Here is a 20,998-nt window from a genome sequence, read left to right on the forward strand (position 1 = left end):
AGAGAGTTTTTAGCCCTATGTCGAATACAGGTTTCAACGCCGCCAGCTTAAAGCCACGGTATACTTCGGCCCGCCGCCATCAACGGCCCGGGTTGTTTATCGTGGCGGTCGCCATTTTACTCTCTCTGCTGGCGCTATTGCCGCTGGGGTTTGTCATTAGCGTGGCGTTTGAAACCGGTTGGCCAACGGTAAAAGCTCTGGTATTTCGCCCCCGGGTGGCCGAACTGCTGCTGAACACTCTGCTGTTGGTGGTGTTCACCCTGCCGATTTGCGCCATTCTGGGGGTAGCGCTGGCCTGGCTAACCGAACGCACTACGCTGCCAGGCCGTCGCGTTTGGTCATTATTGGCCACCGCGCCGCTGGCGGTGCCGGCTTTCGTGCAAAGCTACGCCTGGATCAGCCTGGTACCTTCGATGCATGGGTTGGGGGCCGGGGTGTTTATTTCGGTCATCGCCTACTTCCCCTTTATTTATCTGCCGACCGCTGCGGTATTACGCCGGTTGGATCCCGGTATTGAAGACGTCGCCACTTCGCTCGGTACACGTCCGCTGGCCGTGTTTTTCCGCGTGGTGCTGCCACAGCTAAAGCTGGCGGTTTGGGGCGGTTCGCTGCTGATCGCGCTGCACCTGCTGGCCGAGTACGGTCTGTATGCCATGATCCGCTTTGACACCTTCACCACCGCTATTTTCGACCAGTTCCAGTCCACATTTAACGGCCCGGCGGCCAATATGCTGGCAGGGGTGCTGGTACTGTGCTGCCTGGGATTATTGATGTTGGAAGCCATCAGCCGTGGGCGGGCACGTTATGCCCGCGTCGGTTCCGGCAGCGCTCGCAGTCAAACGGCTTATCGCCTTGGGCCTATCACCACCCTGTTCAGCCTGCTGCTTCCCCTGAGCCTCACCGCGTTGGCGCTGGGTGTGCCTTTCATCACCTTGACTCGTTGGTTGACCTTGGGTGGCCTTGAAGTGTGGCGCAACAGCGAATTGCTACCTGCCTTGCTGCAAACACTGTCACTGGCCGCCAGTGGTGCGCTGCTGATCACGCTGTGCGCCATCCCTATGGCCTGGCTGTCGGTACGCTACCCGGCACGGATATATCGGGTATTGGAAGGTTGTAATTACATCACCAGTTCACTGCCCGGCATTGTGGTAGCACTGGCGCTGGTGACCATCACCATTCACAGCTTCCGGCCGATTTATCAGACTGAAATCACCCTGCTGCTGGCCTACTTGCTGATGTTTATGCCACGGGCGTTGATCAATCTGCGCGCGGGTATTGCCCAGGCACCGGTCGAGCTGGAAAACGTGGCCCGTAGCCTCGGGCGTTCGCCGGCGGCAGCATTATGGAGCACCACGCTGCGTCTGGCAGCCCCCGGTGCGGCCGCTGGTGCCGCCTTGGTGTTTCTTGCGATCGTCAATGAGCTGACCGCCACGCTGCTGCTGGCTCCCAATGGTACCCGCACACTGGCCACCGGCTTCTGGGCGCTGACCAGCGAGATCGACTATGTGGCGGCCGCACCCTACGCCCTGATTATGGTGGTGTTGTCATTGCCACTGACCTGGCTTCTTTATTCTCAATCCAAACGTACGGCGGGATTATGAGCACGCTTGAACTGCAAGGCATCGGTAAATCCTATAACTCGGTCAAGGTGCTGGAGCATGTTGATTTAAACGTGGTACCAGGCAGTCGTACAGCGATTGTCGGCCCTTCCGGTTCGGGGAAAACCACCCTGTTGCGTATTATTGCCGGTTTTGAAATACCGGACAGCGGCCAGGTGATGCTGCAAGGGCAAACGATGGCCAACGACAGCGGCTGGGTACCGGCACACCTGCGCGGCATTGGTTTTGTCCCCCAGGACGGCGCATTATTTCCGCACTTTACCGTGGCCGGCAATATCGGTTTCGGCCTGAAAGGCAGCAAGCGTGACAAGCAATTGCGTATTGATGCCCTGATGGAGATGGTGGCGCTGGATCGCCGCCTGGGGGCGCTGTGGCCGCATGAGCTTTCCGGTGGTCAACAACAGCGGGTGGCGCTGGCCCGTGCGCTGTCTCAGCAACCCAAGTTGATGTTGCTGGACGAACCCTTCTCCGCGCTGGATACCGGCCTGCGGGCCGCGACCCGCAAAGCGGTGGCGGAACTGCTGGCCGAAGCCAAAGTCGCGTCGATTCTGGTGACCCACGATCAAACCGAAGCCTTGTCGTTTGCCGATCAGGTGGCCGTAATGCGCAATGGCCGATTGGCGCAGATCGGGCCGCCGCAAGATCTTTACCTAAGGCCGGTGGACGAACCGACCGCCACTTTTTTAGGCGAAACACTGGTGCTTTCCGCTGAGCTGGAACAAGGCTGGGCCGATTGCGCATTAGGACGGATTGCCGTTGACGATCGTCAGCGCCGTGGCCCGGCTCGCATCATGCTTCGCCCTGAGCAGATCCAGATTAACCAGTCCGAGCCACAGCAACAGAGCCAGGCGGTGGTGACCGGTATTGATTTTGCCGGTTTCGTCTCGACCTTAAATCTGCATATGACCGGCAGTAATACCGCGATAGAGATTAAAACCATCAGCCGCGAAGGTCTCCGCCCCGGTTCACACGTCAATCTGAATATCATTGGCCAGGCGCATATCTTTGCCGAATAAAACTCAGGGGTGCCTTGGTGCCCCTGTCATTTTCGAATTTTGATCCCGTTCGCGCTTTATTATCCGCACGTCCGAATGAAAAACCTATCGCAGCTATCGAATACCAAAACCCCTTTCATCAACTACGATTAGTCTGTGATCGGTGTAAACATTCACCCGTCCGGAGATAACCCACAGAGGATTATCATAATTATTCATACTGTTTGAGCCGCAGCGGTTTATCGCGGCTAAGAAAGGTTAATTATGGCACGTACTACCCCCCTTGAACGCTACCGCAATATCGGCATCTCGGCGCACATCGATGCCGGAAAAACCACTACTACCGAGCGGATTCTGTTTTACACCGGGGTCAGTCACAAGCTGGGCGAAGTGCACGACGGCGCCGCCACCATGGACTGGATGGCACAGGAGCAGGAACGCGGCATCACCATTACTTCGGCGGCGACCACCTGTTTCTGGAACGGCATGCAGCATAATTATCCGCAGCATCGCATCAATATTATCGACACCCCAGGGCACGTGGATTTCACCATAGAGGTCGAACGTTCCATGCGCGTGCTGGACGGCGCGGTAATGGTCTATGACTCTGTGGGCGGCGTACAGCCGCAATCGGAGACGGTCTGGCGTCAGGCCAATAAATACAAGGTTCCGCGGCTGGCGTTCGTCAATAAAATGGACCGCGTGGGTGCCGACTTTTTCCGCGTGCGCAAAATGATGATTGAACGGCTGAAAGCCAACCCGGTGCCAATCGTTATCCCGATTGGCGCCGAAGACCATTTCACCGGCGTGGTGGATTTGGTGCGCATGAAGGCCATCCTGTGGGATGAGGCAACGCAAGGCATGAGCTTCAGCTTTGAAGAGATCCCGGCAGAATTGCGCGACTCCGCGCAGGAGTGGCGGGATAAAATGATCGAAGCCGCCGCCGAAGGCTCGGAAGAGCTGATGGACAAATACCTCAATCAGGTGCCGTTGAGCGAAGAAGAGATCGTCCGTGGCCTGCGCTTGCGCACCGTGGCCGGCGAAATCCAGCCGATGCTGTGTGGTTCGGCCTTCCGTAACAAGGGCGTTCAGCGCATGCTGGATGCGGTGATTGAACTGATGCCTTCGCCGCTCGATGTTCCACCGATGGAAGGCCATGACGAGCGAGACAAGATTGTCATTCGCCGGGCTGCCGACGACGAAAAATTCTCGGCGCTGGCCTTCAAGCTGATGACCGACCCCTTCGTCGGCCAACTGACCTTCGTGCGGGTCTATTCCGGCGTGCTGACCAAAGGCAGCAGCGTCTATAACCCGGTGAAAGACAAGAAAGAACGCATTGGCCGTATCGTACAAATGCACGCCAATGACCGTAAAGATGTCGAAGAACTGCATGCCGGTGATATCGCCGCCTGCGTGGGACTAAAAGACGTCACCACCGGCGACACGCTGTGTGACCCTAACGCCATTATCACGCTGGAAAAAATGGTGTTCCCTGAACCGGTGATCGCTCAGGCGATTGAGCCTAAAACCAAGGCCGACCAGGAAAGGATGGGGATCGCCCTGCAACGCCTCTCTTCGGAAGATCCGTCGTTCCGCGTTCGCACGGACGAGGATTCTGGCCAGACCATTATTTACGGCATGGGTGAACTGCACCTGGAAATCATCGTCGACCGCATGCGGCGTGAGTTTGGCGTGGCGACCACCACCGGCAAACCGCAGGTGTCTTACCGCGAAACCATCCGCAAGCGCGTGGCCGATGTAGAAGGCAAGTTCGTGCGCCAGTCCGGAGGTAAAGGCCAGTACGGCCACGTGGTGTTTACCGTGGAACCCAATGAGCCTGGCAAGGGCTTCGAGTTTTTCGATGAGATCAAGGGCGGCGTGATCCCAGGCGAGTTTATCCCGGCGGTGAAAAAAGGCGTGCTGGAAGCGCTAAATACCGGCGTACTGGCCGGTTATCAGGTGGTGGATGTCAAGGTACATCTGACCTTCGGCTCTTACCACGACGTCGACTCTTCGGAACAGGCTTTCCGCATGGCGGCGATCTTCGGCTTTAAAGAAGCTTGTCGCCAGGCCGACCCGGTTATCCTTGAGCCGATCATGTTGGTAGAAGTGGAAACACCCGAGGATTACGCCGGTAGCGTCATGGGCGACCTGTCATCGCGGCGCGGTCTGGTGCAAGGCATGGAGGACATTCCGGGCGGCGGTGGTAAGGGGATCCACGCCAAGGTGCCGTTATCCGAGATGTTTGGCTATTCAACCACGCTGCGTTCCATGTCACAGGGACGCGCCACCTACACCATGGAGTTCAGCCACTACGCAGAGGCACCGCGCAACGTGGCCGAAGAGATCATTCATCACCGGAAATCTTGAGTTGACTGCCTGCCGCTGCCAGCGGCAGGCTTCACTCTTTGGTGGCCAGAGCCACCACCACTGGCTGCGGCTTAATCCGCATCGCATAAATCACGCCGATAATCAGGCAACTGATACCGCCCAGCGTCAACAGCGGTGGCCAGGCCTGACGCAACATAAAGGTGTAAGCCAGTCCGGCCAGTATTTCGAAGACGATCAGCGGCCCCACCAATACCGTCGGCAAGCGTTGACTCGCCTCATTCCAGCACAGGGCACCAATCCACGAGCACAGTATGCCAATGGTGATCATCAAGGGAACAAACACTTCCGGCTTTGGCCCAAACGGCAGCGCAAACGTCGGCTGGGTTAAAGCCAATTGCCCGCAAACCAATAGATAGCCCACCAACGCCAGCGGTAAGGTGACCAGCCCTTGCGCGGTCGCCCAGGTGGCAGGCCTTTGGCTCGGGTTGTTTCGCAGCCAGCGGGCATTGCGCAGCGGGAACCAGGTCCAGCAAGCCACCGCCAGCAATGCCAGCCCAAACCCACTGATATAACGCCAGACATCCATCGGTGCCGTATTACCCCGCAACTCGGCAAGGTTAACCAACGCCAACCCGCAGGCGATCAATACCAGCGCCGGTGTCAGTTTACGCCACGAAAGTCGCCCGTCGTGCCGGCTGTAAAACAGGTTGGCGGTCACCGAGATCACCACCGGCAGCGTCCCGATAATCATGGTGGACATGGGCGCCCCGGTGCGCTGAATGGCGCTGGCAAGGCACAGGTAATACAACAGGTTACCGATCGCCGTCAGTTTCAACGCTTCCAACCAATCGTTACGTTGTAACTTTTTTAGACGCTGACGATCAAACCACGCCAGCGGCAAAGCGATCAACCCAAAGGCCAAATAACGCCCGGTAGACTGCAACGCCGCCGGATATTCAGGGATCATAACCGGACCGACAAAAATCAATCCCCACATCAACCCTGCAGACAGGGCAAATAACACGCCAATAAACATAGTGACTCCATCAACGACCAGGCGCAGCAGGCTGGCCCCATGAATTAAATCTGGCGCCAGCCTAACCTGCTCGTGCAGAGGAATATTGTAGCAAATTGCTGTTTTAGTCGGTCTGGTAAACACTTCGCAAATCGAACTGAATATTTGCAGGTCTCATCTCATCATGGGCGGATGACTTTATTCCCATGCGGCAACAGCAAATGTCCCCTCCGGTTTTACCGGTAAATATTTTCCGTAGTAATCCAGGTAATTCTCGACCGGGTCAACATCTTTAAACTGTTCTGGATAAAGTGATTTGGCAATAAACTGAATCATGGCGAAGTCGGAAAGCGTTCTTGATGCGCCCTGGTAAACACCGAATAATTGCTTGTTTTTTATCGCCGGCAATGAACTCCAGCCATTACGAGTGGAAAAACCTATAAGCTGTTGAACAGCCGTATTTTTATCAACTCCCACCCCCATTGATAGCGCTGACGAAACCTGATTGTTTTCTCTGCCGGAGATAAAAATAGCATCAGGCTTGGCAAACAGAAGCTGTTCTGGGTTAATCACACCCCACCACTCAAAAAAGGGTTCGGCAATATTGTCTGCTCCGGCAAGCTTCAGCATCGCCCCCCACATATTCTTACCGTAGGTGAACGAATAATCGCCAGGCCCTTTATTCCCAAACTCAATATAAACCTTGGGTTTCTTTAATCCTGATGCATTAACTCTACGCTGCACGTCAGCAATGTTATTAGCGTAAAATTCTGATAATTCCTGAGCACGTTTTTCTTGCCCCGTGAGTATGCCGAATATTTTTGTAGAGCTGACATGCCTTTCGACAGTTTGTGCGTTGTAATCTACCACGACCACTGGGATTTTTAATTCCTCCAGGCGTGAGACCTCATGTTTCAAAGCAACGTATTGCCATTCAGCCAAAATAATGACGTCCGGTTTCAATGATATTATATTCTCAAGAGAGATATTATGGAGATCTACCTCGCCAATGTCAGCGATACGAGCCAGTGATGGCTGGTGTTTAACATACATATTCCAATTTGCGGGCACCTTTCCCCGCCAGGCTTCACGAGAAATGCCGATGACACGCTCGTATGCCGCCTCCCCACCCACGGCCATGTAGTCCTCAAAGTAAAACCCCAAAACCGCCCTTTTGACGGGGGTATCAAGCGTAACCTGCCGCCCCAGAACATCGGTTAATGTGGTCGTGGCCGCGCTGGTGATACCAGGCATGATTAAAAAAATGGCGAGCATCATAAAGGTTCTAAAATTTCGAGCGCCCATAAAATGGAGATCCTCAGGAGTTGGGAGTGTTCTTAATCATTTTTCATTTCATTATTCTGAATGCAAAAACGCAAATGATAATAATTTCCATTAAGATTTATATCAACTAAAATTTCAGAGACTATCCACGGCTAAAGTTAAAATTCTGTGCATAGCAAACACTCCTGCATGAGTTGCCAGATAATTTTGCTAATGCAGCATAAAAAAGAATTATAACGTTAACGACAAATACATCCTGGAGAGAGAACAATCAGCAGTCACATACTTAGGTCAACTTTGACAGTAAAGGCGGAAACAATATAAGGCCACTAATTGGCCTTAAATTATTGCAGGTTGTTTGGCACCCTTCAGGTGGTGCTTCCGCTGGCCCATCTTTTCAAGGATTCCTGACCTGTTTTTGATAACGCACTGGCGTGACACCGTAACGACTAGCAAAAGCACGGGTCAAATGCGCCTGATCGGTTAACCCCGCCGCCGCCGCCACCTGTGCCGCAGGCATACCGCGCGCCAGCATCTGCTTGGCCTGCGACAGGCGGATCGCCATCAGCATTTGCTGAGGGGAAACATGATATTGGGCTTTGAACTTACGCAAAAAATGATAAGGGCTGAGGGAAACCAGTGCCGCCAACTGATCCAGAGTAATTACGGCAGAGAAGTTATCCTGCAGGTAACTTTTGACGATATCAAAACGGTGCGCCGCTTCTGCCTTTAATGGGCGCGCCACTTGGATATGCGGGCGGATGATGTCTACCACCTGCGCCAGCAAATGATCAATGGTCAGCGGATCGTTGGCCTGCCATAGTGCGACCAGCGTGGCGGACAATTGTTGTGCCGCCTGCACGTCCTGGCGCACCGCATCGGTGAACCAGAATCCCTGTTCACCCGACAGCAACTCCAGCGTATCCGGTTCCAGATAAAGCATGCGGTAGTTCCAGCCACCAGGGGTTTCGGCTTCACCGGTATGCAGTTCGTCCGGGTTCATCAACACCAGCGAACCTGGTGCCGCCCGGTGCTGCGCGCCACGATAGCGGAAACGCTCGGCACCAAAATCGACGGTACCTATAGCAAAAGCATTATGGCTATGGGGTTCAAAGGCATAGCGTTCTATATGGGCGTGATAAAGCTCCACGCCCGGCACCTGCGATAACTGCCGGAACTGCGCACTGTCCTTTTCAAAGGGAAACTGCTCTGGAACACCCTGCACCGTACCGCCCTGCTTCAATGCCATTGATGGCTGTATGATAGTCAAAGCGGCATAGTTTGAGTAGTGGCGCACGCGGTGCGCTGGACGCTGCGGTTCATTACGCGTAGGGTGTTTTATCCGATGTTCAATGCCTGCCAGTCAGCATCGACGCCTTGATTATCCTGCCGCAGAGTGGGAAACCAGTCTTTAACCCCCTGAAAGTAAGAGGCAACAATGTATCCAGATACTCAACTCTATATCGACGGACAATGGCGCAACGCAGTCGCCGGTAAAACCACGCAGGTCACCAACCCCGCTACCGATGAGGTGATTGGCAGCGTGGCACACGCCACCACAGCCGACCTCGATCTGGCGCTGGCCGCAACCGAACGCGGTTTTAAAGTCTGGCGCGAAACTTCCGCTTACCAGCGGGCCAATCTGATGCGTAAAGCCGCGGCACTGTTTCGTGAGCGTGCAGATAAAATTGCCGCAATCATGAGCCAGGAACAAGGCAAACCTGTGGCGCAGGCCAAGGTGGAAATTCTTAACTCGGCGGACGTGATTGACTGGTTTGCCGGAGAAGCCAGCCGCACCTACGGCCAGATAATCCCGTCCCGCAGCCAGGACGTTCAGCAGCAAACCCTGAAGCTGCCGGTGGGGCCGGTTGCCGCGTTTACCCCATGGAACTTCCCGATCAACCAGATCGTCCGCAAACTCTCTGCCGCATTGGCCGCAGGTTGTTCCATCATCATTAAAGGCCCGGAAGAAACCCCGGCTTCGCCGGCGGAACTGATCAGAGCCTTTGCCGACGCGGGCATTCCTGCCGGTGTGATCGCACTGGTGTACGGTACCCCGGCTGAAATCTCCGAGTACCTGATCCCGCATCCGACCATTCGCAAAATCTCGTTCACCGGTTCAACCCGCGTGGGCAAGCATTTGGCGGCACTGGCCGGGCAGCATATGAAAAAAGCCACCATGGAGCTGGGCGGTCATGCACCGGTGCTGATTTTTGACGATGCCGATCTTGATACGGCTGCGAAAGAACTGGCGCAGGCCAAGTTCCGTAATGCTGGCCAGGTGTGCATCGCCCCAACCCGCTTCCTGATCCAGCAAGGCGTTTATGAGGCCTTTGTCGAGAAGTTCACCGCTGCGGTGCGTGAAATCAAAATGGGCAATGGGTTGCAGGACGGTGTGACTATGGGGCCGATGGTGCTGCAACGCAGCGTGGACGCCATTGAGGCCTTCGTGAAGGATGCCATCGCCGAAGGCGCCAAAGCCACCACCGGTGGCAAGCGCGTGGCCGGCCCCGGCAACTTCTTCGAACCGACGGTATTGCGCGACGTGCCACTGAGTGCGCGAGCGATGTCTGAAGAACCCTTTGGCCCGATCGCCCTGCTGCGCCCGTTCGCCAGCTATGAGGAAGCCATTGCCGAAGCCAATCGCCTTCCTTACGGTCTGGCGGCCTATGCCTACAGCCGGAGTATCGCTACGGTGACGGCGTTGGGCCGGGATGTGGAAAGCGGCATGCTCAGCATCAACCATATCGGTTTCGGCCTGCCGGAAACGCCGTTTGGCGGGGTTAAAGACTCTGGCCACGGTACCGAAGGCGGCAGCGAAGCCATCGAGTCCTATCTGGAAACCCGCTTTGTCACCGTTGCCGGGCGCTAATTAACAGTCCCTCTCCTTTGGGAGAGGGTTCTGTCTCTTTCCGCTCACAGCGCACCGTGCCCCCATCCTCCCGCAGACGCAGGGCATAATGCTCGGCCTCATCGCGCAACGGATCGTACTCACAACTCAGAATGGTCGCCGGTGGCAACTGTCGTAACGTGCGGATGAAGTCCTTGTAAATATCGATGTAATCCAGAGAGTTCAGTTGCTGCAGCACGAAGTGGCTCGGATCGAACAGGAGCTGGCAGCGCGGATATGCCCCAATGCGCTCAAAACTGGAGGTTAGCAATGAGCCGTTTTATTATCGAGTTCGGTGACCGCCTGAGCGATCACCTTTAATATATTGGCAGTTATACAGAATTACTGACAGGCTCTTTTTCGCATATCAATAAATATACTTTATACCTATGATAGCTTGTGTGTCGCTGTACCCCTTATCGCCGAGCTGCTGGGCAATATTACCCCACAGATTAACATTTGGACTGAGCTGCCCTTCAACACCCGTTTTAATCTCACCAATATTTCGGGTCCCGGCCAGTTTAACCTCGACACCATCCATTTGCGTACTAAAAGTTTTTGTATTATGCAGCCAGTTAATTTCCACAAAGGGTTCGAATACTCTGTTTTTACCTTCATCAATAACGCTATGTCCTTTAATGAAGGCTCTTACACCTAGTCGGGATTGAATATTTCCGTTCCCTTTACCACTCACCAAAGTTCCGTTAGATTCATGGTGGTCATCAGCTTTTACTCCCATCCATGTCAGTTGTGCCACAGGTTGAACGTAATAACTTTCTCGAGTATTTTTCTCACCGGTCTTCCAGGTATAACCTGCTTCAACAGATGCAGTTATCCCTTTTGATTTATAACTTTCTGACGCTAGTTTCTCGCCACTCACAGAATTGTTAAACCAGTTATAGAGCATCCAGGAATCAACATACCCCCCCGTTTTTTCTTGGTTATCCTGAAGCCAGGTCCCGTACATGCCAACACTATAACCGCTGACGCTCCCATCAGCCCTGTAACCACTGTAACTACTACGGGTATTGCTTTGTTGATTAGCGTATCCACCCATAACACCAAAATGAAAGCGATTGTTAGCATTACTGCTCCACTGGGCAACGTCCCCTCCCAATTGCATAACATATCGATTTGCCTGAGTTTTCAACTGACCAGTACTGTCCTTAAACCGGGTGTGTCCACCGATATTTCGTAACCACATACTGGTTACTTTCTGTTCACCGGTCAGCGCGTCAACATAATGAGTTTCGCCCAGTCGATCATGTAATCTGTGAACAAATAACGTATTTACGGCCAGAAGATTTGCTGCATACTCGCTTCCTTCCGGGCGAATTATTGGAGGGTTAGGCTCTGGATTAGGCTTCGGCTCTGGTTTGGTATTTACAAGATACCAGTTACTGTAGTCAGCATCTTTGCCCCGACTTAAGAAATACTCATAGGCCCCCCCGACAATACGGTCTTTCTGCAAGAAAACTCCTTTGGACTGACCGCCAACACTTATAAGTTCGATTCCCCGAGTTGTATAATCCCCTGACCCACCAACGTTATTCACATGCACATAAGTTGTCCCGTATGTATCACCACCGATTTTCATCCTATCAGTCGGTGAGGAATCATCACCCAGTACAGTATTGAAATAGATATGTCCCTGATTACCCTTATAATCACCAGATACAATAAGTTCGTTACCGACGTGTTCTTTTGATATATTCCCGCTCTTGCCCAGGATAATGCTCCCGTCATTTATAATTTTATTATCGATAACAAGCCGAGATGGATTGAATTTTTCAGAATAATAACTACCCACTCTTAATACACCGCCCTCTTTAACATCAGTATTCCCAAGATACCCCTCAGCAGATAATATACCTCCATTACGAACAAAGATATTTCCCCCCAGGGCTACTGATGAGTCTACACCTCCTCCGGTGACAGAGAAATCTCCATTGTAATTTTTGCTGTCACCGCTAAGATATAATGTTGATGTTCCTTTTTTTTCAGACTGACCGGTTCCTGCAAATGAACCAACATAAAGGCTATCGACATTCTGATCGATAATAAGGCTAGCTTCTGTTACATCGACAACCCCTCCTTTACCAGAAAGCAGTGACATAATTAAATTATGATTATTGAGATTCAGCTTCCCTGCATTCACTGTATAGGAGGTATTATTAACGAATGCGCCTTCACCATCTGAACGTAGTTCCCCACTTTCAATCCGGGTTCCACCCGAATAGCTATTCATTCCGGATAACGCCACCAGACCTTCGCCTGATTTTACTATCCCCCCTTTACCCGATAATGAGCCGTTAAGATACATCTCTTTCGCGTCACCGGCTTCAAGAACAGATTCAGAGAGAACGTTCATATTAATTTTTGTGGATAATCGGTTATCGCAATATTTACAATCATTAACACGAAGGGTGCCGCCGTTCAAATTAAAAGCATATGTGCCATCACCTGCAACGATAGCATCTTCTTCAGGCGACAAGTTACTGTTTGCAATCGTCATGTAACCATTTTGATTAAGATTAACAGTTGCAGATGTTTCTACACCACTGGCCATAAAAAGGCCTGAGACGGGATTTTCGAAACCATCCAGATCGGTGTTAGCCTTGCCCTCAAATATTACGTCAGCGTAGTTATCTACATTGAGAACGGCTGAGCCGGCACCTTTTTGGGAATAATGAACGTCAATCGCCTGGAGGGTATCAAGGGCATCTGCTGCAAGTGACATCTGGCTCCGGACGATGAGTTGACTGTTCGCACCGGAAACATTGATTTCAGCTGAAGGAGGCTTCAGTGCAGAAACTGAATCATCCTGAACAAGTGTAGTTGAAGCACTTATTCTTCCTGCCGACAGCATACCGCCTTCGGTTATATTAAGGATGCCTGAACCAATAAATCCAAGGTATAATGAACCATTCTCTGCAGAATCCCCAAGATACGGAGCGTTATTTATTAAATTAAGTTCACTTCCAGAACCCGAAACGTTAATCACTCCCGTATTACTGGTATTTCCAAACCCTATATAAGCTCTATTGTTTGAGAAATTTTCAGACTCACCAACATTTAGAACTGCACCGTCTAAAATGTTTAGCGAACCTGTCACCTGACTATTGCGCTGTGTATTCCAGTCCATAAGGCCACTACTCCCTACACTTAGGTCAAGTGTAGTTATAGGCCCAGTTTCTGAGCCTATAATATTAATCGTTCCTTTTGTATTACTAACTGAATTATTACCATTTGATACAGTCCCTGTTGAAAAATAGGTGTTTTTTTCCAAGTTTTTAGTGGATTCAGATATAGTTAAAAAACCATTTCCGCCATCAACACCAACATTGAATGAGTGATTATAACCAGATGAACCTTTTAATGTAAGATTACCATAATTACCATCTCCTCCACCTATGATATATCCTTTGCTTTTCCAGTCCCAAGTGCCAGTCTCAACTACTTCTGTAGAGTTAAAATATAATGGGGCTGATTCCACTGAGCAACTCAGAAAGAATAATGGTATCATTAATTTCGGTGTGTTCTTCATCAATAGTCACATCCCTTTAAATAAAACAAACTTTAACACACTATTTGCCATTAAAAAAATAGTTACTTTTATCAAATAAAGTAACCACATGTAATTTAAGGTTTTTATATGATTTAAGTAATTTGTTTATTAATGCACGATGGTATTTTAAATAAAAAATCCAACCAACACCTTATTAACTATTACAATAAAAAACCAACTTAACTTTAACATTGCTAACAATTGATTGGTTTGTATTAATGCTTCCCTGCCGGGGAGAGGGTTAAATAAAATGGAATTCATAACAACTAAAATATTCACCTTATCTTTAAAATAATGATGCCAACCATTAATACCCCCCCCTTCATTATCACACTACAAAAGTTTTAGTTAAATAGTTTATTCGAGGAGAGTAGTATTTTGCAAAAGGTGCTCTGAATAAATATCTCTATTACGTATCATCACCTTCTATATTTTATAAACAGTTGAGTGGGCACTGTTAAGCTGCCGGGATATTCTGATGCCCCCCGACCTTCCCGATCGGTTGAACCGCCCGATGCCTTGTGGGTAAAAATACGATTGGCTTTCACGCCCGCATCTTTGAGCACCCTGATCTGAATATCGAGAGATTGCTGACTGGTTGAGACCCGTGCGTGACCCCGTTGCCCCGCTGGTTCACCCGGGGCCTGGAAAAAAATATTCAACAAACTGGTTGAATATTAGCCCACCTGTTCTATATTCAACCATATGGTTAAATTATCTTCCTCACAGCTGGACGCCATTTTTCGTGCACTTTCCGACCCAACGCGGCGCGCCATACTGCGTGCGTTGGCCGGCGGTGAGCACAGCATTGGTGAACTGGCCGCGCCGCTGCAGATGTCGTTTGCCGGCGCATCCAAGCATATCAAGGCACTGGAGCTTGCTGGGCTGGTGCAGCGTACCGTGCAGGGAAGAAACCATATCTGCCGGCTTGAACCCGAACCAATGGCACAGGCCATGCAATGGCTGAAAACATACGAGCATTTCTGGACAGAGCGGCTGGACGCGCTGGAAATAGCGCTGCTGCAGCCCGAACCGAATCCTCCCAAGGAGTGAACTATGAACGACTACGGCATGATTATTGAAACCGGCACGCTGCGCATTCAGCGGCTGCTGCCCGGCCCGATCGAACGGGTCTGGGCTTATCTGACGGAATCCGACAAACGCGCCACCTGGCTGGCCGCTGGCGATATGAAGCTGGAAAACGGTGCCCAGGTTGAGCTGGTGTTCCGCAATTCCGACCTGACCGGTGAGCATGAACCCGCGCCGGCCAAATATAAAAACCTCGGTTGCAGCGTCAGCAACGTCGGCCATATCACCTGCCTGTTCCCGCCGCGGCTGCTGAGCTTTACCTGGGCGGAACAGGGGCAAAACCGTCCTTCCGAAGTGACCTTCGAGTTGACCGAACAGGGGAACGCGGTGCTGTTGACGGTGACCCATCGTCGCCTGGCCAACCGTGACGAAATGCTCAGCGTGGCCGGCGGCTGGCATACCCATCTGGATATTCTGGTCGACCGTCTGCATGACCGGCAACCTCAACCCTTCTGGAGTACCCACGCCAGGCTGGAAGAGGAGTACCGGGCCAGACTCTGATCGCCCTTCATCCCGGCGTCTGAATGCCAGATAGCCGGTCACCAGCGTAAACCACCGACCAGCAACACCAACAGGATAAAACCGTGGTGATTGCTGGCCAGCGGGATCCCGCCCACATTCATACCGAAGAAACCGGCAGCGATATTGATCGGCAATGCCAATACGGTGATCACCGTCAGGACGTACAGCGTGTGGTATGGGAACCGTGACGAATTTCGTCAACCCTGGCCTCTGCCGGATTATCATCCCGTTACAACCCCCCCCTATTTTCTCCACATTTGCCGTGCAGACTCTTGCTGATATTCATTCACCTTTCAGGATCATAGTCACGTCTGCCATGTCTTTATTTAATTCCCTCATCCGTTTTCCCGCACGCCGCTTAGGCGCCATTTTGGTTCTCACTCTGCTGTTCATTCTGCCCGCGGCACAAGCCGCTGCGCCGCTGGCGCTATACTCGAAATCGGTATTGGTGGTCAATCAACGAACCGGGAAAACCCTGTATCAGAAACAAGCCAATCGGGTGCAGCCCATTGCCTCACTAACCAAATTGATGACTGCCATGGTCACGCTGGACAGTAAGCGCCCGCTGGGCAACAGGATGATGGTCACCGCCGCCGACCGTGATTTGTTGAAGAAAACCCACTCACGCCTGACGATCGGCTCTACTCTCAGCCGCCGTGACATGTTGCATATCGCGCTGATGTCGTCGGAAAATCGCGCCGCTTCGGCACTGAGCCGCAACTATCCTGGTGGTCGTAAAGCCTTCGTGGCGAAAATGAATCAGAAAGCGCGCACCATTGGCATGAAACACGCTCGCTTCTACGATCCGACCGGGCTGACACCGCGCAATGTCGCCAGTGCCAATGACCTGCTGAAAATGGTTAATCACGCCTACCGTTATCAGACCATTCGCCGTTTCAGTACCGACAAACAGCAAATCGTGCGTCCTGGCCGGGGTCAATTGGTCTACCGTAGCTCCAATGGACTGATCAACAATCCCGCCTGGAAAGTCCAGTTACAAAAGACCGGTTTCACCGACGAAGCCGGGCACTGTCTGGTGATGCGTACCCTGATTAAAGGGCAACCGGTGGTGATCATCCTGCTCGGTTCGAAGCAACGCTACGGCCACTATAAAGACGCCATTCGCCTGAAAGCCTGGCTTGAATCCTGATTTGGGCCGCGTTAATCACGTGCCTCTTTACCGTTCTGTGCATATCTAAATCCTTTTTTTATCAATGGAATATCCTATCTCCAATCAATATTAAGCCTGTGGGACCGGGCATGGTATTTGTCATCAATAAATGATGATAAAGGAGCAGGAAAATGGCTTATGCCCTGAGCGTGTTGGAAAAAAGTCCGATTGCCGAAGGAGAGAGCGCCGCCCAGGCGCTGACGCGCACGCTGCATTTGGCGCAGCAGGCGGAAATCTGGGGCTACCGTCGTTTTTGGCTGGCCGAGCATCACAATACCGCGCAGCTCGCTTGCCCTTCCCCCGAAGTGCTGATCGCTTATTTACTCGGGCAAACGTCCCGCATCCGCATTGGGTCCGGCGGGGTCATGCTGCAACATTACAGCGCCTATAAAGTGGCAGAAAACTTCAATCTGCTGGCGACTCTGGCACCGGGGCGGGTCGATTTGGGGGTGGGTAAAGCCCCCGGCGGCCTACCGCTCTCTACCCAGGCGTTGCAAGCCGCCCACGATCAGCAGAATAAACCGGACTTTCCGCAGCAGCTTGCCCAGCTCAACGCCTACCTCAATGATGACGCGCAACCCGGCCTGAGTGCCACACCGCAACCGTCGCAGCCCGCACAACGCTTCCTGCTGGGCGCCAGCAAAGAAAGTGCTCAACTGGCTGCAGAACACGGCTGGGCCTTTGTCTTTGCCGCGCAGCTCAATGGTAACCCGGCCGATATTCAGAGCGCGCTGGCTCATTACGCCGAACAAAGCGGTGGACGCAAAGCCCTGCTGGCCGTCGCGGTGATCGTTGCCAACGCCCCCGAGCAGGCTCAGGCGTTGGCCGCCGGGTTCCAGCAATACCGGGTGCATGTGACCGGCGGACAAAGCGTGACGGTCGGCAGCCTTGAGCAGGCAGAGAGTTATGTTCAGCAGGCCGGAGCTACCGATTACCGTATTGAGCCGCGCGAAAGCCACATCCTGCTCGGCACTGCCCGGCAGGTACGGAGTCAGTTGGATCAATTGCAGCAGCAATATGGCGTGGAAGAGTTTGTGATAGACACGCCGATCAGCGAACCTGTCGCCCGTTTGACCTCTTTGCAACTGTTGGCGCAGGCCTGAGCCTGCCCAATCAGTTCACTACGGCGCCCGCACCAGCAGGCCAGCAGCACTATGCATTTCTCACCGATGAATTAGCACTGGTAACCAAAACGGCCTACGTTGGGCGTCTGTCTCGGCGCACAGGTGATGGCTCATGCCCTGGGGGCCGACGTGGTTTCGCTCGACGTGAAAGAGATCGGCTTCGAACCCTTAACATTGGCAGAACATGAAGGCTCGGTGCTGGCACCTCTGGCAACCACGCCGGTGTTACACTGGCATGGAGATATGTTTATGATCCCGGGGGGCGACTTGTCTGGCAAGTACTGAAATCGTCCCTAATCAGGCATTTGAATATCAGGACTTCGCCCTTGGTCTGCAGTTCCATCTGGAAGCCGAACATCAGGACCTGGAACGCTGGCTGGTGGGCCATGCCTGTGAGCTTGAGTTGGCCGGTATTCTGCCACAACGCTTGCGTCAACAGGCCGCTCGCTACGGTACAAAATTAGAACAGCGCGCCCGTCAGGTATTTACGCGGTGGCTGGGTAAAATCGAACCAAGGATGTTATAGATGCAACAGGTTTCTCAATTACAACCCCCACAGATTGATGTGATCAGTATTCAATCGCAGGTAGTGTACGGCAGCGTCGGCAACGGTATCGCCTATCGCACCCTGCTGAAAAAGGGGCTGGAAGCGCTACAGGTGCCCAGCGTGCTGTTCGGTTGCCCGCCCTATTATGGCGCGCCCAGCGGTGGCGTGATACCGGCCGAGTGGTTCAGCGGTTTTCTCGAGGATTTACTGACCCGTGGCGTGATGAAACGCACCCGGGCGGTGATCGTCGGTTATCTGGGCGACGTCGGCCAATGCCATTTCCTGCATACCTGGCTACAGCGCGTGCGCGCTATCAATCCACAGATAAAAATCTATATCGACCCGGTGATGGGCGATTACGGTGAAGGCGTTTACGTGGATGAACGTATCGTCAGTTGTTATCGCTCCCCTTTCCTGCAACTGGCTAATGGCCTCACCCCCAACGGTTTCGAACTGGAGCAGCTTTGCGGGCATCCGCTGACCAGCCTAGAGCAAACGCAGCATGCCGCACAGGCGTTATTGAATGACACCACCGAGTGGGTGCTGGTGACCAGTGCACCGGGCGTGGCGGAAAATGACGAGCAGATTGGCTTACTGTTGGTCAGCCACGACAAGGTGCAAAGCTATACCCATCCCAGGATCCAGTCGAAGGTTAAAGGCACCGGTGACATGTTCGCCGCGTTGCTGGTCAGCCATTTGTTGCACGGTAAAAGCCTCTATGAGGCGATACTGACCGCCAGCGGTGAGGTCTGCGATGTGCTGACTGAAGCGCAGCATTTCGGTTTGGAGGAAATCGGCAGCCTGCGTGCCTTGAAATAGGCCGTAGTCACGGATATACCGACATCAGTAGATGAGTATCATTCACCCTGCGTGGATAGGCTCCACACAGGGTGCTACGGATAGCTCAGAAGGCAGTAAAGGAGACTTTACTGAAGTACGAAGATTTTTATGCCTATGAATACGTAATAAAAGCATCATTCTCCAGGTAATAATTCAACCCCGATATCAGCTCTTCCATAGTTGCGTTTGGCTTTTGATTCAGCGCGCTTCTGAGCACATCCATGAACTGATCACCATAAAAAAACAGCTCCAACTCATTTTGTACTACATAGTCAGGATACACTTCTTCATCATCATCACTGACTTGTGGATAACGCTCAAGATAGCATGTCAGTCCGGGTGCAGCAGTGGCCTCGTACTCTTTGGTATAAAGGCAGAAATTATCCTTTGTATAACCCTCTTGAACGATTTTAGTCATCAGGTTCTCTAGGCTGTAAGGCGTCATGTACTCTAGCTCTTTCATTAACATCCCCCTCCGGTTCTACTCCTGGCTCTGGCGGGCTTAGGATTACCCGTGGCACCATCCAGCTTACCTCGTCTTCCGGGCTCTCCACCACCCCACATTTCGCGTCCGCCTTTACCCGTAGGATGGTAAAGAGCGTGATTATCTGCATGATCTACGCGATCAACCAACACCAAACGACCTACATCTTCATGATGATGCCAAGTTAATATTGGTGGACTTGAGGCTTTATTCGGGCTTTTCATCCATTCCCCCAATTCCGGATATCGGCCCAACATATCCCGTCTGAAAGAAGGATCAGCATCCATTCTTGCAATAAACTCTGTGTTTGCGCGGTTAAATTGAACCGCATCACTGGAGTAAATATTCCCAGGAGCAATAGTGTGCTCTTGGAATATATGATATTTGCCGTTAGCTGGTCGATTGGCCAAACCCAGCGGATCCACCCACATCAGCGGGTTCGGCGCATACTGGTACAGGTTCATCCCACCACTCAGGCCAATCGGATCCTGTGTGGTGAATCTGCCGACCTCCGGCTCGTAGTAACGGAACAGATTGTTCGAGCGCCGCCAGCGGTGTCCATGGGCTGGCAGGATCGTAACTCCAGGTCCGGCGCGTGCCGTTGTCGCGCTGCTCTTGCAGCAAGCGATATCCCTGCCACAGGAAACAGGTGGTTTGTTCTGGTTTACCTTTGTAGCGCACCTGTTTGCGACTGCGACGGCCCAGCGCATCGTAATGATACTGCGCCTCAAACTCACCCTGCGGGCCACGGCCATGGGCCTGTATCAGCTGGTTGTCGGCATCGTAACGGTAAAACAGTTTTTGCCAGTGCGTCAGCCGGTTATCGACGATCGGTGCCAGGTGCGCGTCGATGTCGCTCTGGGGGGTTGTATAGACCAGTTCATTCTTATTTTTAAAGAGCGTGTCTCGTAATCTGATTTTTTCTTTAAACCCTCCTTATTTTTCTCAATTTAAAAAAACCATTTTCCATTAGAAACCAGATACTTCATTAACATTGTAAAAATTCAATATTCAATCCTTCTTCATTACATAAATCGACAAATAATTGAGAGACAATCATTCGCTCACAAAAGACACCATCTCTCGCTATAAAGAAATCTTTATCACATTTGTAAACGGGAACATCGATTATTTTAGCACCATCAATAAGCTCTCTAAATATTGTTCTCTCCTCATCAATAATTGGAAGGTAATTGTTCACTTTACATAAAAACATCGTTTCACTAGTATTTTCCACAGTACACTTATAGAAGGACATTTCAGAGGAAATTCTACGTTCAAATATAGAATTCGCTCTCTGCGAAAAAACTGGAACTCCGATATTGGCAGGAAAATAATCTGAAACCATCAGTTTATCACTCCGCATAGTGCTTTGTACCTTACCTTTTGGTAGTGAATATGAGAGAAACTTACCATCCCCTTCATTCCAAATGAAAAAATTTGACAATCTTGACTTTGGGTCTGAGAAGTCAATAACACCATTGCCCAATGAGAAACTACTAATAGTATAGATGTTCAT

At 52.0% G+C, this 20,998-nt stretch carries 15 protein-coding genes and 5 pseudogenes; 10 read left to right on the plus strand and 10 right to left on the minus strand.

Features of this window, described 5'->3' with window-relative positions; all coding sequences use genetic code 11:
- Nucleotides 1–17 precede the first annotated feature (17 nt).
- The 3 genes from ACUTQ5_RS13015 to fusA all read left to right on the plus strand — a co-directional run bounded on the left by ACUTQ5_RS13015 (nt 18) and on the right by fusA (nt 4,984).
- Nucleotides 18–1,601, plus strand: coding sequence for an ABC transporter permease (locus tag ACUTQ5_RS13015; RefSeq protein WP_445651591.1), 1,584 nt, complete (start codon nt 18–20; stop codon nt 1,599–1,601).
- On the plus strand, nt 1,598–2,635 hold the full coding sequence (locus ACUTQ5_RS13020; RefSeq protein WP_445651592.1) for an ABC transporter ATP-binding protein: 1,038 nt from the start codon (nt 1,598–1,600) through the stop codon (nt 2,633–2,635). The genes ACUTQ5_RS13015 and ACUTQ5_RS13020 overlap by 4 nt, the downstream gene beginning before the upstream one ends.
- A 243-nt stretch (nt 2,636–2,878) precedes the next feature.
- Nucleotides 2,879–4,984: an elongation factor G gene (gene fusA / locus ACUTQ5_RS13025; protein WP_445651593.1), complete on the plus strand. Its 2,106-nt coding sequence runs from the start codon at nt 2,879–2,881 to the stop codon at nt 4,982–4,984.
- Between the two features lie 31 nt (nt 4,985–5,015).
- Here fusA and ACUTQ5_RS13030 read toward each other — a convergent pair whose 3' ends face one another.
- The 3 genes from ACUTQ5_RS13030 to ACUTQ5_RS13040 all read right to left on the minus strand — a co-directional run bounded on the left by ACUTQ5_RS13030 (nt 5,016) and on the right by ACUTQ5_RS13040 (nt 8,469).
- Nucleotides 5,016–5,981 carry a DMT family transporter gene (locus tag ACUTQ5_RS13030; protein ID WP_445651594.1) on the minus strand — a complete coding sequence of 322 codons (966 nt, stop codon included), beginning with the start codon at nt 5,979–5,981 and terminating at the stop codon, nt 5,016–5,018.
- 177 nt (nt 5,982–6,158) lie between these two features.
- Nucleotides 6,159–7,265 (minus strand): ABC transporter substrate-binding protein, encoded by a 1,107-nt coding sequence (locus ACUTQ5_RS13035; protein WP_445651595.1) that lies wholly within the window; start codon nt 7,263–7,265, stop codon nt 6,159–6,161.
- Between the two features lie 376 nt (nt 7,266–7,641).
- Nucleotides 7,642–8,469 carry an AraC family ligand binding domain-containing protein gene (locus ACUTQ5_RS13040; RefSeq protein WP_445651686.1) on the minus strand — a complete coding sequence of 276 codons (828 nt, stop codon included), beginning with the start codon at nt 8,467–8,469 and terminating at the stop codon, nt 7,642–7,644.
- A gap of 213 nt (nt 8,470–8,682) precedes the next feature.
- Between ACUTQ5_RS13040 and ACUTQ5_RS13045 the strand changes: the two genes are divergently transcribed.
- Complete coding sequence (locus ACUTQ5_RS13045) at nt 8,683–10,116, plus strand: NAD-dependent succinate-semialdehyde dehydrogenase (protein WP_445651596.1); 1,434 nt, start codon at nt 8,683–8,685, stop codon at nt 10,114–10,116.
- 40 nt (nt 10,117–10,156) lie between these two features.
- Here the strand turns inward: ACUTQ5_RS13045 and ACUTQ5_RS13050 are convergent.
- The 3 genes and pseudogenes from ACUTQ5_RS13050 to ACUTQ5_RS13060 form a co-directional block, all read right to left on the minus strand.
- A pseudogene (locus ACUTQ5_RS13050) lies at nt 10,157–10,276 on the minus strand (alpha/beta hydrolase fold domain-containing protein); the annotation flags it as partial.
- Nucleotides 10,277–10,387: pseudogene (locus ACUTQ5_RS13055) on the minus strand (sugar phosphate isomerase/epimerase); the annotation flags it as partial.
- 114 nt (nt 10,388–10,501) lie between these two features.
- A complete protein-coding gene (locus tag ACUTQ5_RS13060; RefSeq protein WP_445651597.1) occupies nt 10,502–13,681 on the minus strand; it encodes an autotransporter outer membrane beta-barrel domain-containing protein in 3,180 nt (1,059 codons plus the stop codon).
- Between the two features lie 726 nt (nt 13,682–14,407).
- Here ACUTQ5_RS13060 and ACUTQ5_RS13065 point away from each other — a divergent pair.
- Nucleotides 14,408–14,755: an ArsR/SmtB family transcription factor gene (locus ACUTQ5_RS13065; RefSeq protein ID WP_012145284.1), complete on the plus strand. Its 348-nt coding sequence runs from the start codon at nt 14,408–14,410 to the stop codon at nt 14,753–14,755.
- Nucleotides 14,756–14,758: 3 nt separating this feature from the next.
- On the plus strand, nt 14,759–15,292 hold the full coding sequence (locus tag ACUTQ5_RS13070; protein WP_261109361.1) for an SRPBCC family protein: 534 nt from the start codon (nt 14,759–14,761) through the stop codon (nt 15,290–15,292).
- 6 nt (nt 15,293–15,298) lie between these two features.
- Here the strand turns inward: ACUTQ5_RS13070 and ACUTQ5_RS13075 are convergent.
- Nucleotides 15,299–15,483, minus strand: a pseudogene (locus tag ACUTQ5_RS13075) (CorA family divalent cation transporter); the annotation flags it as partial.
- Nucleotides 15,484–15,629: 146 nt separating this feature from the next.
- Here ACUTQ5_RS13075 and pbpG point away from each other — a divergent pair.
- From pbpG to pdxY, 4 genes and pseudogenes are all read left to right on the plus strand, one after another.
- Nucleotides 15,630–16,463 carry a D-alanyl-D-alanine endopeptidase gene (pbpG, locus tag ACUTQ5_RS13080; RefSeq protein ID WP_445651598.1) on the plus strand — a complete coding sequence of 278 codons (834 nt, stop codon included), beginning with the start codon at nt 15,630–15,632 and terminating at the stop codon, nt 16,461–16,463.
- A gap of 152 nt (nt 16,464–16,615) precedes the next feature.
- A complete protein-coding gene (locus ACUTQ5_RS13085) occupies nt 16,616–17,587 on the plus strand; it encodes an LLM class flavin-dependent oxidoreductase (protein ID WP_445651599.1) in 972 nt (323 codons plus the stop codon).
- Between the two features lie 35 nt (nt 17,588–17,622).
- Nucleotides 17,623–18,134, plus strand: a pseudogene (locus ACUTQ5_RS13090) (glutamine amidotransferase-related protein); the annotation flags it as partial.
- On the plus strand, nt 18,135–18,974 hold the full coding sequence (gene pdxY, locus ACUTQ5_RS13095) for a pyridoxal kinase (RefSeq protein ID WP_445651600.1): 840 nt from the start codon (nt 18,135–18,137) through the stop codon (nt 18,972–18,974).
- 133 nt (nt 18,975–19,107) lie between these two features.
- Here pdxY and ACUTQ5_RS13100 read toward each other — a convergent pair whose 3' ends face one another.
- From ACUTQ5_RS13100 to ACUTQ5_RS13110, 3 genes and pseudogenes are all read right to left on the minus strand, one after another.
- Nucleotides 19,108–19,458 (minus strand): DUF7716 domain-containing protein, encoded by a 351-nt coding sequence (locus ACUTQ5_RS13100; protein WP_445651601.1) that lies wholly within the window; start codon nt 19,456–19,458, stop codon nt 19,108–19,110.
- Nucleotides 19,458–20,364, minus strand: a pseudogene (locus tag ACUTQ5_RS13105) (RHS repeat-associated core domain-containing protein); the annotation flags it as partial. The pseudogene ACUTQ5_RS13105 and the gene ACUTQ5_RS13100, both read right to left, overlap by 1 nt.
- A 103-nt stretch (nt 20,365–20,467) precedes the next feature.
- Nucleotides 20,468–20,998: an imm11 family protein gene (locus tag ACUTQ5_RS13110; protein WP_445651602.1), complete on the minus strand. Its 531-nt coding sequence runs from the start codon at nt 20,996–20,998 to the stop codon at nt 20,468–20,470.

This window comes from Serratia sp. NA_112.1, assembly GCF_052691715.1.

Coding starts and splice junctions, on each gene's coding strand:
- ACUTQ5_RS13100 (WP_445651601.1), bottom strand. CDS start 19,458: ATGAAAGAGCTAGAGTACATGACGCCTTACAGCCTAGAGAACCTGATG.
- fusA (WP_445651593.1), top strand. CDS start 2,879: ATGGCACGTACTACCCCCCTTGAACGCTACCGCAATATCGGCATCTCG.
- pbpG (WP_445651598.1), top strand. CDS start 15,630: ATGTCTTTATTTAATTCCCTCATCCGTTTTCCCGCACGCCGCTTAGGC.
- ACUTQ5_RS13065 (WP_012145284.1), top strand. CDS start 14,408: ATGGTTAAATTATCTTCCTCACAGCTGGACGCCATTTTTCGTGCACTT.
- ACUTQ5_RS13020 (WP_445651592.1), top strand. CDS start 1,598: ATGAGCACGCTTGAACTGCAAGGCATCGGTAAATCCTATAACTCGGTC.
- ACUTQ5_RS13085 (WP_445651599.1), top strand. CDS start 16,616: ATGGCTTATGCCCTGAGCGTGTTGGAAAAAAGTCCGATTGCCGAAGGA.
- ACUTQ5_RS13030 (WP_445651594.1), bottom strand. CDS start 5,981: ATGTTTATTGGCGTGTTATTTGCCCTGTCTGCAGGGTTGATGTGGGGA.
- ACUTQ5_RS13015 (WP_445651591.1), top strand. CDS start 18: ATGTCGAATACAGGTTTCAACGCCGCCAGCTTAAAGCCACGGTATACT.
- ACUTQ5_RS13035 (WP_445651595.1), bottom strand. CDS start 7,265: ATGGGCGCTCGAAATTTTAGAACCTTTATGATGCTCGCCATTTTTTTA.
- ACUTQ5_RS13070 (WP_261109361.1), top strand. CDS start 14,759: ATGAACGACTACGGCATGATTATTGAAACCGGCACGCTGCGCATTCAG.
- ACUTQ5_RS13045 (WP_445651596.1), top strand. CDS start 8,683: ATGTATCCAGATACTCAACTCTATATCGACGGACAATGGCGCAACGCA.
- ACUTQ5_RS13060 (WP_445651597.1), bottom strand. CDS start 13,681: ATGAAGAACACACCGAAATTAATGATACCATTATTCTTTCTGAGTTGC.
- ACUTQ5_RS13110 (WP_445651602.1), bottom strand. CDS start 20,998: ATGAACATCTATACTATTAGTAGTTTCTCATTGGGCAATGGTGTTATT.
- pdxY (WP_445651600.1), top strand. CDS start 18,135: ATGCAACAGGTTTCTCAATTACAACCCCCACAGATTGATGTGATCAGT.